Origin of the sequence: Paenibacillus sp. B2(2019), from assembly GCF_008370385.1 — a bacterium.
Taxonomy (GTDB): domain Bacteria; phylum Bacillota; class Bacilli; order Paenibacillales; family Paenibacillaceae; genus Paenibacillus_AQ.
Genome location: NZ_VTZR01000002.1, coordinates 60,302 through 77,842 on the forward strand (window position 1 = coordinate 60,302; position 17,541 = coordinate 77,842).

Annotated in this window: 15 protein-coding genes; 13 read left to right on the top strand and 2 right to left on the bottom strand. The window is 44.4% G+C overall.

All coding sequences use genetic code 11. The features are described 5' to 3' along the window. Nucleotides 1-38: 38 nt before the first annotated feature. From PAENI_RS00560 to PAENI_RS00595, 8 genes are all read left to right on the top strand, one after another. Nucleotides 39-1,808, top strand: coding sequence for an IlvD/Edd family dehydratase (locus PAENI_RS00560; protein ID WP_149643906.1), 1,770 nt, complete (start codon nt 39-41; stop codon nt 1,806-1,808). Nucleotides 1,809-2,068: 260 nt separating this feature from the next. Then, nucleotides 2,069-2,245, top strand: coding sequence for a dihydroxy-acid dehydratase (locus PAENI_RS00565; protein WP_149643907.1), 177 nt, complete (start codon nt 2,069-2,071; stop codon nt 2,243-2,245). A 520-nt stretch (nt 2,246-2,765) separates the two neighbouring features. Beyond that, entirely contained in the window at nt 2,766-3,782 is a 1,017-nt protein-coding gene (locus PAENI_RS00570; RefSeq protein ID WP_149644538.1) for an NAD-dependent epimerase/dehydratase family protein, read from the top strand. Further along, nucleotides 3,782-4,852: a dihydrodipicolinate synthase family protein gene (locus tag PAENI_RS00575; RefSeq protein ID WP_149643908.1), complete on the top strand. Its 1,071-nt coding sequence runs from the start codon at nt 3,782-3,784 to the stop codon at nt 4,850-4,852. The genes PAENI_RS00570 and PAENI_RS00575 overlap by 1 nt, the downstream gene beginning before the upstream one ends. 126 nt (nt 4,853-4,978) lie before the next feature. Then, on the top strand, nt 4,979-6,160 hold the full coding sequence (locus tag PAENI_RS00580) for a MalY/PatB family protein (protein WP_149643909.1): 1,182 nt from the start codon (nt 4,979-4,981) through the stop codon (nt 6,158-6,160). A gap of 117 nt (nt 6,161-6,277) precedes the next feature. Then, a complete protein-coding gene (locus PAENI_RS00585) occupies nt 6,278-6,586 on the top strand; it encodes a hypothetical protein (RefSeq protein ID WP_076283228.1) in 309 nt (102 codons plus the stop codon). Between the two features lie 42 nt (nt 6,587-6,628). Continuing rightward, complete coding sequence (locus tag PAENI_RS00590) at nt 6,629-7,579, top strand: nucleoside hydrolase (RefSeq protein WP_042186741.1); 951 nt, start codon at nt 6,629-6,631, stop codon at nt 7,577-7,579. 161 nt (nt 7,580-7,740) lie between these two features. Continuing rightward, nucleotides 7,741-8,994, top strand: coding sequence for a stalk domain-containing protein (locus tag PAENI_RS00595; RefSeq protein WP_149643910.1), 1,254 nt, complete (start codon nt 7,741-7,743; stop codon nt 8,992-8,994). Nucleotides 8,995-9,495: 501 nt separating this feature from the next. Here the strand turns inward: PAENI_RS00595 and PAENI_RS00600 are convergent. Then, complete coding sequence (locus PAENI_RS00600; RefSeq protein WP_149643911.1) at nt 9,496-10,044, bottom strand: hypothetical protein; 549 nt, start codon at nt 10,042-10,044, stop codon at nt 9,496-9,498. A 132-nt stretch (nt 10,045-10,176) separates the two neighbouring features. On the opposite strand from PAENI_RS00600, the gene PAENI_RS00605 reads away from it, so the two are divergent. The 4 genes from PAENI_RS00605 (at nt 10,177) to PAENI_RS00620 (ending at nt 15,089) form a co-directional block, all read left to right on the top strand. Continuing rightward, complete coding sequence (locus PAENI_RS00605) at nt 10,177-10,593, top strand: hypothetical protein (RefSeq protein WP_149643912.1); 417 nt, start codon at nt 10,177-10,179, stop codon at nt 10,591-10,593. A gap of 98 nt (nt 10,594-10,691) precedes the next feature. After that, nucleotides 10,692-11,639: a radical SAM protein gene (locus tag PAENI_RS00610; protein ID WP_149643913.1), complete on the top strand. Its 948-nt coding sequence runs from the start codon at nt 10,692-10,694 to the stop codon at nt 11,637-11,639. A gap of 232 nt (nt 11,640-11,871) precedes the next feature. Next, complete coding sequence (locus tag PAENI_RS00615; protein ID WP_262495464.1) at nt 11,872-12,840, top strand: bile acid:sodium symporter family protein; 969 nt, start codon at nt 11,872-11,874, stop codon at nt 12,838-12,840. Nucleotides 12,841-13,055: 215 nt separating this feature from the next. After that, entirely contained in the window at nt 13,056-15,089 is a 2,034-nt protein-coding gene (locus PAENI_RS00620; RefSeq protein ID WP_149643915.1) for a methyl-accepting chemotaxis protein, read from the top strand. Between the two features lie 150 nt (nt 15,090-15,239). On the opposite strand, the gene PAENI_RS00625 is transcribed toward PAENI_RS00620, so the two are convergent. Further along, the gene (locus PAENI_RS00625; RefSeq protein WP_149644539.1) at nt 15,240-16,517 is read right to left on the bottom strand and encodes a histidine--tRNA ligase; all 1,278 of its coding nucleotides are present in this window, start codon (nt 16,515-16,517) and stop codon (nt 15,240-15,242) included. Between the two features lie 356 nt (nt 16,518-16,873). Here PAENI_RS00625 and PAENI_RS00630 point away from each other — a divergent pair, with 356 nt between their 5' ends. Further along, complete coding sequence (locus tag PAENI_RS00630) at nt 16,874-17,527, top strand: HD domain-containing protein (protein ID WP_149643916.1); 654 nt, start codon at nt 16,874-16,876, stop codon at nt 17,525-17,527. The last annotated feature ends 14 nt before the right edge of the window (nt 17,528-17,541 follow it).

The following is a 17,541-nucleotide window of genomic DNA, read 5'->3' on the forward strand; positions in this document are numbered from 1 at the left end:
TTGGTCTATAAGCGAGGTTGTTAAAAGGAGATGGGGTCATGGCGGAGTGCAGGGACAGCGAGGAGAGTGTGGCTGAATCAGGCGGTAAGTTGAAGAGCGAGGCTTATTTTCAGGAAAAAGATCTATGGGGATTTATCCATCGTTCCTTCACGAAGTCTATGGGGTACACGGAAGAAGATCTCCGCAAGCCAGTGATCGGCATTTGCAACACGTTTAGTGAGCTGAATAAATGCCATTCCCATTTTAATGAATTGGTGGATTATGTGAAGCGTGGTGTTTGGCAGGCAGGGGGAGTGCCGATGGAATTTCCGACGATTTCGATTGGTGAGCCTTATGTGAAGCCTACAACGATGCTGCTGCGTAATTTGATGGCGATGGATACGGAAGAAATGATGAAGGGGCATCCCATTGACGGGGTAGTGCTGCTTGGGGGTTGCGATAAAACGGTACCCGCTCAGCTGATGGCAGCCGCTAGCGCCAATATTCCAGCCATTGTATTGACCGGTGGCCCTATGCTAAATGGCCGATTGGGCGGGCGTAGCCTTGGAGCGTGCACGGATTGTTATGGCTTTACGCTGGAGCATAAAGCCGGAAATATAAGTGACGAAGAGCTGGCTGTTGCAGAGAATGCAATTTGCCGTAGTGACGGTCACTGCATGGTGATGGGTACAGCCAGCACGATGGCCTCGATCGCCGAAGCGATCGGCATGGCGTTACCGGGCTGTGCGGCTATTCCGGCGCCGGACAGCAGACGCAGGCATATGTCCGAGCGAACGGGCAAGCAGATCGTAGAGCTGGTTCGCCAGGGCATTCGTCCCCGCGACATCATGACTGCAGCGGCGATAGAGAATGCGATCACAGTTACGATGGCGAGCGGCGGATCGACGAACGCTATCATCCATCTTATAGCGATCTCCCAGCGGCTGGGGATGAAACTGCCTTTAGAGACATTTGACCGGATCAGTAGCCAGACCCCGTTTATTTTGAACCTGCGTCCTTCGGGCAAATATCAGATGGAGGAGTATTTCGAGGCAGGTGGTGTACCCGCGCTGATGAAGGAGCTGGAGCCGCTTCTGCATGGGAATTGTTTGACTGTAACAGGCAGAACGGTTACAGAAAATCTGGTTCAGGCGGTAACACTTGACAGAGATGTGATTCGTACCTTAGAGGAGCCGCTGGACAGCCAAGGTGGGATTGCCGTATTGCGCGGGAATCTGGCACCGGATGGGGCGCTGATCAAGCAAACCGCTGTATCCGTTCATCTCAAAAAGCATATCGGACGCGCAGTAGTGTTCGAGAGCCCCGCCGATCTAAATAAGCGGATCGATGATCCTGATCTGGTCGTGGATGAGAACAGTGTGCTAGTGCTTAAAAACGCAGGCCCGAAGGGTGCTCCAGCGATGCCGGAGATCGGGCAAATCCCGATTCCACAAAAGCTGCTGAAGCAGGGCATACGCGACATGGTCCGCATCTCTGACGCGCGGATTAGCGGTACTTCCTATGGCGCATTGATTGTACATGCGGCGCCGGAAGCTGCTGTTGGTGGTACGCTGGCGCTTGTGCAGGATGGCGACGAAATTGAGCTGGATATTTCCGCGAGGCGCTTGGAGCTGAAGGTGTCGGATGAAGAATTGGCACGACGTAGGGTCTCATGGCAAGCGCCCAAGCCGCACTACGACAGGGGGTATGGCTTACTGTTTCATGAGCGTGTGCTTCAAGCGAACCTTGGTTGTGACTTTGACTTTCTTCTCCCTGTTGAGCTTAGAGAAGAGTTGCTGAGCGAGAGGGAATCGGTGCACTCGAAATAATAGCCGAGACTGAAATAATCTAATGCTTGTGAAGATAAAATAGCTGCACTTTATACAACTACAGTATATCGTAATCGTCTCATTTGGAATTTAACTGCACTTCATACAGTTAAATCTTATCAAATCGCTGTTTGTAGGCTCATTTTGGATTTTTAATTGCAGATAGTACAACTAAATTGCCATCTACGGGAACGGGAGTTGATATAAGTGTACGAAATACACTTATATCGCACGAATTGTACGAATCGCAAGTGTCGCGCATGTCGCAAATATCGCACGAATCGTACGTATTTGCGGCTCCGGAAGTGGCTATCGGAGGAATTGCGACCCTTGTGCAGGATGGCGACGAAATTGAGTTGGATATTACCGCGAGGCTTAGTGCTGAAGGTGTCGGGAGAGGAAGAGACCCGGCGGCGGATTACAAGGCAAGCGCCTAAGCTACACAACGACAAAAGTTAGTATGAGTTTACTAGATTGTCTGACTGAACTGGATAGGCTGGACATAGGTTGGTTTATTGCTTTGATTGATTTGAATGTGATGATTGCTTTGCTTTGAGTGATTGCATTTTATGCAATAGATTCCGCTCTAGAGTGGCTGGATTTTGATTCTATTGCACTTTGTGCAATGAAATTTCAGATAATCACCACTTAACGAGCTTATAGCAGGAATCTGATGTATGAAGTGCAATAGATTCATTTTTTAGCGATGAATTTGGAAATTCTATTGCACATTCTGCAATCAGGGAGTTAGTTTTCGATTGTAGCAAGCTGGTTTGTGAATGTAGCTAGTTAGTTTTCGATTGTAGTTAGCTTGGTTTCCGATCACAACAAGCTAGTTTCTAATCTCAGATAGCCCGGCTTTCAATTACAGCAAGCAACGTTTCCGATTACACCAAGCTATGAGGTCATTTGTGGTAAAAGCAACAAACTTGAGTCAATGGAGAGGAGAGTTCAATGATGCGAACCGTTCAAGAGTTGGAGGAGCGCATGGCAAGTCCATCGGCAGCACTGATTGAGGAACTTAGCCAGCTCGATGGAGATATTATGCTACTAGGCGTGGGGGGCAAGATGGGACCCAGTCTCGCAAGGCTAGCGGTGAATGCAATTCGCCAAGCGGGGCTAAACAAGAAAGTTATCGGCGTATCCCGTTTCTCGAATAAAGAGCTGAGACGAGAGCTTGAAGAGGCCGGGGTCGAGATTATCTCCGCCGATTTGTCTGACGATAAGGCGCTGCAGTCACTCCCTGAAACCCAAAATATTCTCTATATGGCCGGGAATAAATTCGGTACGACCGGGAATGAGCATTTCACTTGGATGATGAATGCCTATCTGCCGGGCCGCGTTGCGGAACGGTTCCGTAATTCACGAATGGTTGTATTCTCGACAGGCAACGTTTACCCTTTTACTCCGGTCAGCCAAGGAGGCGCAACGGAAAGAACTTCTCCGAACGCGAACGGGGAGTATGGGCAATCCTGTCTGGGCCGGGAGCGTATATTTGAACATTTCTCTCATAAAAATGGAACGCCGATGTTCATTTATCGGCTGAATTACGCCATTGATCTGCGGTATGGTGTGTTACTGGAGCTTGCTCGATCGGTTAGGGAGGGACTTCCCATTGATATCACAATGGGTCATGCCAATGTGATCTGGCAAGGGGATGCGAATGAAATCGCATTGCGAGCACTGCTACGTTGCAGTTCGCCGCCTAATGTCATGAACATTACTGGGCCTGAGACATTGTCCCTGCGCTGGGCTGCGAATGAATTCGGCCGAAAGTTAGGCATTGAGCCGATTTTTACAGGTGCAGAAGCACCTACTGCACTGCTAAGTAATGCAGCGAAAGCCGCTGCCACCTTTGGCTATCCGCGGGTATCGCTGGCCGAAATGATCGACTGGATTGGCGATTGGATAGGGCAAGGCGGAGAAACCTGGAATAAACCCACGCATTTTCAGGAGCGGGAGGGCAAATATTAATGACACTGACAAGAGTACCTTTGACTTCGGAATTACATGCCGCGCTTCATGATGGGTTGGCTATTCCCGCACATCCTCTCGCCTTAACTAAAGAGCGCAAGCTGGATGAGCGACGTCAACGGGCACTTACCCGATATTATGTTGCTTCCGGGGCGGGTGGAGTCGCGGTTGCCGTGCATTCCACTCAATTCGAGATCAGGGATCCAGAAGTAGGGCTGCTGGAACCTGTGTTACGTCTAGCTGCGGAAGAGGTGGAGCTTGCCCAGCTAAATCGGCCATTCATGAAAGTAGCGGGTATTTGCGGTGGGACGGAGCAGGCAGTTCTTGAAGCGCGCCTTGCCGCAAGCTTTGGGTATGAAGCGGGACTGCTTAGCATGGGAGGCCTGCAAACCTTGAGTGAGGAAGAACTGCTAGAACGAACTCGCAGAGTGGCGGATGTGATTCCGGTATTTGGTTTCTACCTTCAGCCGTCGGTGGGAGGACGGATTTTAAGCTTTGATTTTTGGAAGGCATTCGCTGAAATAGAAGGCGTAATCGCCATCAAAATGGCGCCGTTCAATCGTTATCAGACGCTGGATGTAGTCAGAGCTGTGCTTGAATCCAGCCGTAGCGAAGAAATTGCTCTGTACACTGGAAATGATGATAATATTGTCAGCGATTTGCTCGCGACCTTCCGATTTATGGTGAACGGCAAGCCCGTTGAGAAAAAAATAGTCGGCGGCCTACTCGGTCACTGGGCAGTCTGGACGAGCAAAGCAGTCCAGCTGCTTAATGAGATTAAAAAGGTCAGAAATGAACCCTCGTTGGCATCCAATTGGTTGACGCTTGGGGGTGAAGTGACGGATAGCAATGCGGCGATATTTGATCCCGCGCATCATTTTCATGGCTGTATCCCGGGTATTCATGAAGTACTTCGCCAACAAGGATTGCTTGAAGGCTTATGGTGTCTAAATCCGGAGGAACGATTATCCCCGGGGCAAGTGGAGGAAATCAACAGAGTGCGCAGAGACTATCCCCATCTGGTGGATGATGGATTTGTGGTATCGCATTTGGAAGAGTGGCTGCAATAACACGTAGTTGTATAAGAGTTAAGGAGGGCGCACTTTCGACAAGTGCGTTCTTTCTTATCCAGAGTGCGATATCCTCCGCCTCATGATACAATAAGGGACAAGTTTATAAGGATGAGGTGACTTTAATTGAAGTATGATTTCGATCGCGTAATTGACCGCCGTAATACACGTTCTTACAAGTGGGACCAGTCCGAGAAGTTGTTTGGTGAGAAGGATATTATGCCACTTTGGGTGGCAGACATGGATTTTGAAAGTCCTCCTGCAGTGAAGGAAGCGATTCTGCGCCGCGCAGAACAAGGGGTTTACGGATACAGTGTACCTAGTGACTCTTATAAAGAAGCTATCACGTCGTGGTTCAGAAGACGGCATGATTGGGAAATTAAACCGGAATGGATTTCGGATTCTCCCGGAATCGTAACCTCCTTAAGTTTTGCTGTAGAGCTGTTTACCGAGCCAGGGGACGAGGTTATTTTACAGTCGCCAGTCTATTATCCCTTCTATGACGTCATCCAAATGAATGATCGCAAGGTCGCCAAGAATCCGCTTGTTATTCGTAATGGACGCTTCGAGATGGATTATGAGCAATTGGAAGGGCTGATGCAAGGTGGAGCCAAGCTGCTGCTTTTATGCAGTCCGCATAATCCGGGTGGTAGAGTATGGGAAAGAGAAGAGCTGCTGAAGCTTGGTGAGCTCTGTCTGCGTTATGGAGTGACCGTAATCTCTGATGAGATTCATTGTGATTTGGCGCTTCCAGGTTATGAGCATATCCCTTTTGCATCCTTATCTGAGGAAATTGCGAATATTACACTGACCACACTTGCCGCGACCAAAACCTTCAATCTACCGGGGTTACAATCTTCTTTTATCGTGTCTTCCAATCCGGAATTGAAGCTTAAATTTGATCGAAAAATGAAAGCCTTGAGTTTACATATGGCTAGCTACTTCGCCCAAGGTGCAGTAGAAGCTGCCTATAATGATGGTGAAGAATGGTTGGATGAGCTTTTAGAGTACGTGTCAGGCAATGTGGACTATGCGATTAGCTATCTGTCGGAGCATTTACCGCAGGTCCAAGTGATGCATCCGCAAGGCACATACCTGCTATGGGTTGACTGCCGCGGTCTGAATCTGGATATAGATGGACTTAAACAGCTGATGTACAAAGAGGCTAAAGTTGCTTTTAATGAAGGCTCTGTCTTTGGAACTGAGGGACAAGGTCATCTGCGGATCAATCTGGCTTGTCCTAGATCTATTCTAGTTGAAGCGTTAGAACGCTTTTGCCGAGCAGCTGTAGCTTATACTGCGAATTAAAAGGTATTCCTGAAGCTTGATGATTCCTTCTAAGGGGATCGTTGAGCTTCTTTATTTTGCAAAAAGGTAAAAAGAATAATAAAATGGAGTCCATTACGTCAAGCAGGAGGACTTCAAATGAAATGGGTAGCTCAGCTTCCGTATTATAAGATACAGCGAGAAATTAAGGATGGAGAACAACGAAGTATTACATGCAATCGCTTAATGTATTTGTACAAAGATAGAGTCGTGACTCGTCATCGTGAATTTCCAATAAAAGATATTTTAGATATGTCCTATCGCTCAATGGGAGGTTCAGAGGGGATGTTCTATCTGTACACGAGTAAGGGTGTATATACTTATTTGGTAGAGTGTGATCCTGAAAGCTTTATTCATACTTTTAAAGAACAGCAAATGAATAAAATTGAGCGTACTGGTAGGCCGTGATATGATAATCCATACGACATTGCAGGGTGGGAGAGAACATAAATGAGCAAAACACGAATTATTATTGATGCAGACACAGGTATTGATGACGCACTGGCGATTCTGTATGCCTTACGCGCTCCAAACGTAATTGTAGAAGGAATTACAACCGTTTTTGGGAATATTGATGTCGACAAGGCGGCGGACAATTCACTGCGACTGATTGAGCTTGCTAAGCCTGGTTATGAGATTCCTGTAGCTATTGGAGCATCCAAGGCACTAGTTCGTGAGCACTCAGGCTACGCCACTCATGTGCATGGTGAGAACGGTATTGGTAATGTGGAAATTGCTCCATCCAGCCAGCGTCCCATTAGCGAAACTGCATCTGAGTTTATTGTTCGGATGGCTAATGAGAATCCCGGAGAAATTGTATTAGTTACACTGGCACATCTAACCAACCTTTCGATGGCGCTTGATATGGATCCTGGTATTAAGAATACTTTGAAAAAAGTAGTAGTGATGGGCGGTACGATCTTCAATCCCGGCAATAGAACACCGGTTGCAGAAGCGAATATTGCTGGAGACCCTGAAGCTGCAGATCATGTATTTACATCTGGACTTCCCGTTATGATGGTGGGCTTAGACGTTACGCTTAAGACGCGGATTACCCAAGAGCATATCGATTTATTAAACCGTTTTGGACGTGAAGAGAATAAAGCGATCATTTCGTTTATGGAACAATCGCTCACTCATTATTTTAATTTCTATCGTGAAGCGAACTTTTTGATTAACAGTGCACCACTGCATGATCCGCTCGCGCTTATGGTTGCGCTGCAACCAGATTTAGTAACCTATAAAGAAATGAATGTTCGTGTGGAGCACAAAGGTGAGTTTACATCGGGAATGGTCGTAGCGGATTTGCGGGCTCAGCCAAAAGTGGGTAAACCCATACAAGTTGCTGTGGATGTAGATGTTGAACGAGCAGTGGGAACCTTTTTGAGCGTGTTTATGTAATTTTGTCGACCTCTACTAATATGAAAAATAATAATTTCAAAACTCATAAATGACAATCTATTAATTTTACAATTGGATAATCTTTGGTAAAATGGTAGAAGACATATAAAGAGTTTAAGAGATTACACTTCATATTATGGAAGATGGGAGACTTAACAGTCATGAACAAACGGATTGGCAAATTGGTTTTATGTCTGGCGATTTCGCTAGGCGGCACCACGGCATTATTCCAAAACACTACACAAGCAGCACCCGCAGGTGGAGTTAGTATTGTGCTGGATGGTTATGCACTGCCGTTTCCAGTAGAGCCTGTTGTGATGAACGGAACAACGATGGTTCCATTCCGGGCGATATCTGAAGCGCTGGGAATCAATGTAGAGTGGAATCAAGCGCTTAAGAAAATTACCGCGACCAAGACGGATACAGCGGGCACTAAAGTGGTAACGTTGACCCTTGGTAGCAAAAATGCAGGTGTAAACGGTGAAGTCGTGAAGCTAGGGGTTGCCCCGCAAACGATCCGTAATAACACGATGATTCCACTCAGCTTTTTCGGCCAACAGTTTGGTGCGGGTGTAGCTTGGGATCAAGCAACCAAAACGGTATCGATCACTTCACCAAAGACGGATATGTATAAGCTGGGCTTTTATGCGCTTAGCTCATACAGTGAAATTTCGTTACTTCCTAGCTTTGATGCTGTAGCTTTTGGGTGGAGCGGGATTGATAAAAGTGGACAATTCACCACGACAGGCACTGACTTTAGATGGCCTCAAGCAGCTGGGGATGTAACCCCAGAGTCTATTATCTCGAATGCAGCAGCAGGTGGCACAGCGCCTTATCTGATGGTCTTTTCTGGTGATACTGCAGCGGAGCTCACGAAGAATCTGGAAGATAAAGCGCTTCAAGAGCAGACGATTACAGGAATCGTTGATCTGGCTACACAAAAGGGATTCCAAGGCATCACGCTGGATCTCGAAGGACTGGGTCTAACGGGAGATAAAGCAAAGGTGCAAGCCGATTACAATGCTTTTGTGAAGAATTTGTCTCAAAAAGCACATGCAGCAGGTCTTAAGCTCACGGTTATTCTTCATCCATTAAACAGCTCTTATAAAGGTTATGATTACAAGACGCTGGGAAGCCTCGCAGACGATTTGGTCATTATGGCTTATGATTATTTGCAAGAGAAAAAAATTCCAGAGCCGATGAGTTTAGTTGATGAAGGCATCCGGCTTGCACTTCAGCAAGTGAGTAAGGATAAGCTGATTCTCGGTATTTCCGTATACAGTGAGAATGAAACATCAGTAAATTCCAAGGTTGGACTTGCCAAGCGTTACGGTCTAAAAGGGATTGCAATCTGGCGTGTGGGCTTGATTGGACAGCCTGTCTGGAATGAGATGGGTAAGTCGGTGGAGTTGTAGGTGGAATTATGATACGTTATCAAAAGAAAAGGGCTGCCATTTGGCAGCTTTTTTTTTAGGAAAAATTTATATGCTTGCGCAATAAATTATCCTTATCTTTCTCATATAAAGCTAGTATGGAGTAGATCTATTAAAGTATAGGGAAATCCTCCCTATAAATTCTGTATTTTAGGGATGAACAGGTGGCATATAGGGAATTTCTCCCTATATTTTCAGCGGATATCGTCGGTTTTTAGAAAATCCCCCGTATTAGAGGGAGAAATTCCGCATAACTGGGTAATTGTGAAGAAATCATCCTGAATATAGGGAGTTTATCCCTATATATCTCCTTTGCCATCTCCCATCATTATTTCATTGACTGGGTGCAGGAGGTGGGGGAGTTCGGGATATGAAATCTAAAATGGATCGGAATTTATAGGCTTCACGGCATAAATGATCTTTCTCTTCCTCACGTAAGCATTCACCGCGCTTATAGGGACGGCGAAGGGGGATATGCTTTGCCTATTTATACGTATCATTCTCTATGGACTCGATGGTAGTGAACATCCGTGAGTAAACATCTTTAATGTTGGGTTCATTTACTTTATCGTTGTAAAGTCCGTATCCCCAAGTTTTATATGTTTCACCAGTTTGAAGATAGCATGTAACATACATATCATTATTAAAATTTGTTAAAGAAGAGTGCTCATACGATACATCTTCAAGAACAAACGGCATAAATGATTTCGTAGCTCCAATAAAGAAGAAAGGAATACTTGCATTTGTATATACTTTAACATACTTATTGTCGTCCGCTTCTTTCAGATGCTCTTTCGCAATAACTACAGCATCATAATTAGAGGAGAGCTTTGAATAATCTTCTAACTCCTCAAAAGAAATACTTGTGAAGTGCACATGTTCTTCTCTTATTTTAGGCACCTCACCAACAACACCTATAAATAAGCTTTTCCCTGAGTACAGCGGTGTATCAACCGTATCGGCATTAGATGTACAGCCTGTAGCAAATATGACGATTAAAATAATGAGTGTGTTTAGGATGATTCTCCTCATCTTTTGCCTCCTTTCAAGAGTTCGGCATGAGTTGTGTTTGCTTACAATAAAGCATTATACTGGAAAATACTGGTGAATACTAGTGAATGGACTATGGACTTAGAAAGAAGCCTGATTCAGAGGAGGGTTATTTTGCATCCAATTACTGCAATAGAAATCATGTTTTCGGTTGCTTTTGTCCTCATTATATTTGGAGTAGCCTTGTTTTTACCCCGTAAGATTAGGAAGCCTGGTTTAATTATAGTATCTTCAATAACTGTATTTTTGCTATTATCCTTCGCTATTCGCCCTTACTGGATTGATTATCAAGTATCCCGAAAAACAGAACAACTCAATCACTATTTGGAGGAGAAATACCCTAATCAAGAATGGGAAATTAGTCGACAAGTAGGTAGACAATATAATCCATATCATTTACAAGTTAGATTTAAAAACGAAGAAGGTTGGATTTATATTTATTCAGTAGTAAATGAGAAGAAAATTCACCAGAGCGTTTGGGTACCATCAGGTGGTAACTCCTCTGATTTAGGGAAACATTATGAAAAATAACTGTTATATACCTCACATTAACCTAAGCCATAAACCTTTATAATCTCTAAGATTGAACCCTTGAATCAAATCATTATTTTTCAGGAGGACTTTAGAGAATGAGATATAAAGCATTGGAACTAGACAAACCGCTTACTTATGAGCTGGAAGGCTTAGAAATAGGAGTTGCCTCGAACTGTAATTTTCGCTGCGATTATTGTTGTGCGTATAATAGAAATGATGGACAAAGCATCAAGGCTAAAGAGGTTATCCGAATTCTTGAAGAGCTTCCTGGTCTGAAAAGAGTACGCTTGTCAGGTGGCGAGGTCACATTAAAGTTCGATGACTGTGTGGAGATTGTAACCTACTGCTCATCCAGAGGGATTCAGACACAGCTCAATTCGAACGGCAGTCTTTTAAATGATGAACGGATTGATCAATTAGTCGCGGCAGGATTAACGACGATACATATTTCCTTCAATTTTACTACAGCGGACGCCTTCTCTCGTTATTATAATATTCATCCAAGCATTTACGAGAAAATTAGAGAGAACATTACTATGTTCGCGGCAACTAGTGTAGATACGGTGCTGGAAACGCTGTTGTTCAGCGAAACTCAGGATAATATGAAGGAAATTAGTGATCACGTATATGCGATGGGTGTTAGAACACATGAGATTCAGAACAGTATTATCATGGATCATACGGGTTGGAAGTCTATAGCTGCCCGTGAACAATTAAAGAATGCTGTGAGTGAACTGATCGCTATGAAGAAAGAGGATACGACCCTGTATTTCACTTGCATGGACCGGTTTATGGATGCGCTTGGGTTCGAGGAGCAACCGGGCGTTTATTTTCCACACTGCATAGAGGGCAAGAAACAGCTTCATCTACATGGCAATGGAGACATCCTGATCTCTGAATTATGTCATCCCGTTATTATTGGCAACATTTATCAGGGAACCTCACTGAAGGACTTATACAGTAACATGCCAGCGCCTTTGGTTCAGTTCCTGGATAAACTGCCATGCCCAGCACTGGACGCATTGTTTCCGCAAGGGTTTTAAATCGTTAAGCATCGCTATAAAATTACGACTTGGAGCCAATTTAATGAATTGGTTCCTTTTTTGTGTAGTAGATTAATGGAAAGTCCTGTATGATTTCTGTAAGCTTATAGAGACTGCTACAACTTAAATTTGCGGATAAGGAATGTATGACATCCATACATAAGGTATGCGACACATGCTTACGAATATAAGAAATGGACTCATCAAATCCAATGTTGTTCTCGAAAAAATCATGCCACTATTAACACCTACTGCCATCGTGGTTGGTGTGCTTAATGAAAGCAGACTGCTACCATTCACAGGTCTCGTCCCATGGATATTCGCCTTTATGACATTGATCGGGAGCTTGAAATCTAATCTCAAAGATCTGCTGGGCGTACTGCTGAAACCACAGAAGTTGATCGTGTTGATGGTTATTCTTCATATCGTGATGCCGCTCATTGGCTGGCTCGTTGCAAGTGCTGTTTTTCCGGGAGATCCTTACACAGTGACAGGATTTGTACTGTTGTTTGCGATCCCAACGGGTGTCGTTAGCGTGGTGTGGGTATCCATATACGGCGGGAACATTGCACTAACTTTGGCACTTATTCTAATCGATACGCTCTTGTCACCGATTGTCGTTCCGGGTACATTGTATTTGCTCATGGGAGCGAGTGTGGAGATTCAGCTTGGGGAAATGATGAAAGGACTCCTATGGATGGTTGTCATTCCTTCGGTAGTCGGGATGCTTCTGAATCAATGGACAAAAGGCAAGGTGAATACGGTATGTGGACCTCCGCTTTCCCCATTTGTAAAGGTTGGGTTGTTCATGGTTGTTTCTATTAATGGTGCTAGCATTGCCCGTTATCTGAAACACCCGGATAGTAAATTAGCGATTATTATTGGCGTAACCTTCGTAACCGTAGTTCTCGGATATGTAATCGGAGCATTGGTATCGCGCCGTTTCCGCTTTAGCTACGAAGATTCTGTGGCCGTACAATTTAATTCCGGCATGCGTAATTTAAGCGCGGGAGCTGTGCTCGCAGTAAAATATTTTCCTCCGGCTGTTGCACTCCCTGTGATTTCAGGAATGTTATTCCAGCAAATTCTCGCTGCAATGTCTGGTCTGTTTTTACGTAGCAGAACTAAACACCCTTTAACAGATGGTGCAACTACGCAAATTTCCCCAGCATCCCAGTCAGAACCGCCTATTTCATCTTAGAAATAAAACAGGTCTTAATAACTAGTATAAAGAAGATCACCGAACTAGTAGAACTAGTTTTTTCTGCATTTATATGCAAAAATTCGACATTTTTTGATATTTTCCGTATTTTCGCTTCGTCAATATTCACTAATTTATCATCATATCCGATAGTAGTTGTATTATTTACAATTGCATTGTTCTCTAATGAACAGTAGTCGGAAGGATGAGGGAAAATGAAGATTCGTCTTAAACTATCACTTATGATGATAGGTGTGACCCTATTATGTATTGCAGTAATGGGGGTTTTTACATATTTAAGGTCAACTCAGGCAATTGTGAGCCTTACTGAGAATTCTATGAAGCAGGTCAATACGAATAAAGCTCAGACCATATCGGCTATGATTTCGAAGGAGCAGAGAAGTATCGAGCTTATTGCTGGAAGGTCGGAAATTGTCGAATTATTACTCCAAGCAGGGAATGGTGGCGTCGCCAAGGGGAGTAAGCTACAGAATGAGGTAAATATCAGCCTTCAGGGAATTGTGAAGGATGCTGGGAACCTCGAACATGCTTTTGTCAGTGATATGAATGGCATCGCTGTGGCTGACAGTGATATTAAGCTTATAGGTACGGATTTCAGTGATAGAAATTATACGAAGAAAGTAATGGAGACTGCGGCGCCGGTAATTAGCGAAACGCTGAAATCGAAATCTACTGGGGCTTATGTGGTAGGATTTGTACATCCGGTTAAGAGTAACGGGAAGATGATTGGATATGTAGCTTCAGCGGTTTCCGCAGATAGTATGATTAAGTATTTAGCAGATGCAAAAGTAGTAAATACAACGACTTCGTATGCTTATCTTCTCGATGAGAATGGGAATACACTGTATCATCCGGATAAGAAGCAAGTAGGACAACCTGTTGCCAATGATCAGATCATGGCTGTGGTGAAGCGTGTGAAATCTGGTGAAAAAGTAGAAGATAGCCTGCTTAGCTATACATATAATGATGTGGATAAAAAATCAGCCTATACCGTTATGCCTGAGACCCACTGGTTGCTTGGGATAACCGCAAATTTAGATGAAATTGTAAAACCTGTGAATGAGATGAGAAGCTTTAATCTGTTTCTGGGTGCAGGAAGTTTGATTATTGCATTGTTGATTGCTTTATATTTTGCCCAAAAAATCTCTTCACCGATTGCTAAACTGACAGAGTTGATAAATAGAACGGCAGAGCTGAATTTGACGTATGACTCCCAGTACGAGTATCTGACGAAAAACAAAGATGAAACAGGTACGATAGCCATAGCGATGCTCCGAACACGGGTTATTCTTCGTGATATGGCGGGTAGTCTAATCATGATCTCGACCAAGGTGCTTGATAATGCGGAGACTCTTGAAAAGCTGTCTATAGATGTACGGGAGAATGCTCATGATAATTCGGCAACTACACAGCAGCTTTCGGCAGGGATGGAGGAGACAGCAGCTTCAACACAAGAGATGACGGCAGCGATAACTGAAATTGATATTAATGTGTCCGAGATCTCCAGTAATGTGAAGGAAGGCGCTGGAGTTTCCAAGCAGATCAGTGAGCGGGCGATGGTGCTACAAGATGAGGCGATAGAGTCTACGGATAATGCGAAACGAGTGTATGAATCTGTTCGTATCGATATGGAAAAAGCAATTGAACAGTCGAATGCGATCTCAGAGATTAATGTACTGGCGGATACGATTCTATCGATTACTAGTCAGACCAATCTGCTTGCTTTGAATGCAGCGATCGAAGCGGCTAGAGCAGGTGAGGCAGGTAGAGGATTTGCTGTTGTAGCTGGTGAAATCCGCAAGTTGGCTGAGAAATCGTCAGAGACAGCGGCTGGGATTCAAGGGGTCGTTTCAGGTGTTTATGCTTCTGTTGAACTAATGAAGGAAAATTCAGAGGCGTTACTAGCTTTTATTGACCAGAATGTTCTTGGAGACTATGAGCGGTTAACGGAGGTAAGTCAGCAATATAACAGAGATGCTACTACAGTGAATTTGCTGATGAATCAATTTGAGACTGCGGCCGATCATCTAAGTATGGCTGTATCTAGTATTTCTATAGCGGTCAATGAAGTGGCTGCTACAGTAAATGAGGGGGCTATTGGGATTCAGGATATTGCGGTGAAGACGGCTGATATCGTTGAGAAGACATTCCATGAAGTTACGGTGGCTGACGAGAATACCCAAAGTGCCAAGGAGCTACAAGGGCTGGTAGATCGGTTTAAAATCTAAGAAGGATTAAGGGAATCTTTATCCGTCATTCATAAAATATTAAGCTTGCAAGGTTATAGTACATATATAACCTCCCTTAAATATAAACTTTGCCCCGCCGGCCGTCGGCGGGGTCTTCTTTTATGTGAATCTTTTTAAGCGAACACCAGCTTAGCCAGTGATGAGGTAAATAGCTTCATCCAGCGGAACGATAACCTCTGTTTGTTCCACCATATCTTTCAAGCGTACCTTATCAACACTTGATTCGCTTTCGCCGATCAGTATAACGTAACGGATGTTTTTGGATGAAGCTGTGGCGAGCTGCTTTTTTAATTTTCTTTTACCGGATACGAGAGAGGTTCTTATAGAACAGGCACGCAGCTCGGCTGCTGCAATTAAAGCTTGTGGTAGTGTCTCACCAATGGGAATGACCATAACATTTGCTGCTCTATTTTCTTGGATAGGTCGTTCTGCTAGGAGCGCCATGATTGACTCCATACCAAAAGACAACCCCACCGTAGGATATTGAATATCTTCTCTGCCCACTAGCTGTCCGATAATCGCGTCATATCTACCTCCGCCACCCAAGCTTGAGGCAAAGGAACCAGATGCATCAAAGATCTCGTAAACTGTTCCTGTGTAGAATGAAAGACCTCGGGATAAGAAAGGATCGAAGCGGCAAGTCTCCTGTAGTCCAATGTCTTGGATTAGATTTTGTAGGACGAGAACCTCTGACGCACCCGGTTGTGTTGTGAGATTGTATTTGTCGCATAACTGCTCAAAGCTTGGATTATCCATTTCGATAAGCGCTAGAATCGCTGCGATGGTTGCAGGTTCTAGCCCCTTGCCAATCAACTCGTTCTCCACTCCACTAATGCTGATTTTCTCAAGTTTATCAAGGGTAAGCATAACGGATAGTTGCTCTTCCGCAGGTACGCCGATGGACTCTAGAATCTCACCGAGAAAACGTCGATTGTTCCATTTTAGAATGGTAGGAATGTCCAGCTTGCGGAAAGCTTCGGTAGCCAGTTGCATTAGCTCAGCTTCAGCCTCAGGGCCGGAAATGCCGACCACATCGACATCACATTGCAGGAATTCACGCAGACGCCCACGTTTTACGGGTCCATCTCGGAACACTTTTCCGATCTCATACCGCTTGAAGGGGAACTCTATCCCTGGATTTAAAGCAATCACTTTGGCAAAAGGAATCGTCAGATCATAACGCAACCCCAATTTGCGGTTGCCCTGATCCGTGAGTTGGTACATTTCCTTGAGAATTTCGTCCCCGCCTGCATATTTTGAGGTTAATAACTCCAATTCATTTAATAATGTCGTATCCATCGATTCAAAATCATAGAGCTCGAACAAGTCTTCCAACGTATTTTGAATGTTCTTTCTGAGCGCTTGCTCTTGACCGAAGTAATCATAAGTTCCTTTAATGTTTTGCATCATTAGTAGCTCCTTTGAATTGGCATAGTTTAGAAAATAAAAAAACGCGCAGGACCTCTTGGTCCTGCGCGTGATCTATGCCGCAGGGAGGCCAACGCGAGTAGCGTTAGCCTCCCTGAAAAAATTCAGGAGTGCTAACGCTGTTTGTGATAATAATGAAGTTGATTCAGCATGATTGTATTTGTATTCATCAGAACCAATTCCCTTCGAAATTTTGATTACTGCCGATTATAGCGGATCATTTGGAGTCGTGCAAGCAAGAATTTATAATTGGTTCGATTTCTTGTGGGCGAATGGACAAGTTATCAGCTATAATAGGGCTTCGATATTCCTTAAGGAAAGGGAGTTTTTCTACGATGAATGAATCTTTAATTATAGCTCGAACCGAAGATTTTGTTAAAGAACAACTTGGACAAGATACTACGGGTCATGACTGGTGGCATTGCGATAGAGTGCGCAACACCGCCGCTGAAATTGCCAAGATCGAGAGCGCAGATGTATTTGTTTGCACGATGGCCGCCTTGCTGCATGATGTTGCTGACGAGAAGCTTAATCCGTCTAAAGAAGAAGGTTTGCTTAAAGTACGTACTTGGCTTTCTTCAAACCTTACAGATGAGCAACAAATTAATCATATTATGATGATTATTGAGACGATGTCCTTTAGTGGTGGCGGGGGAGAACCGATGCAGACGCTTGAAGGCCAAGTGGTTCAAGATGCCGATCGACTTGATGCGCTTGGTGCGATTGGCATTGCCAGAACCTTTATTTTCTCAGGGGCGAAAGGTCGTCCAGCTTATGATCCAGAAGTGTCTCCAAGAGATGAATCGCTTCAAAAGGAATACAGGGATTACAGTAAAGGAACGGCTATCAATCATTTTTATGAGAAGTTATTAAAATTAAAATTCCTGATGAATACAACCTATGGACGCAAGTTAGCAGAAGAACGGCATGATTTTATGCTTAATTATCTGGACCAGTTCTATAAGGAATGGAATCAAGGGAGCCAATAGCTGTTATAATGATA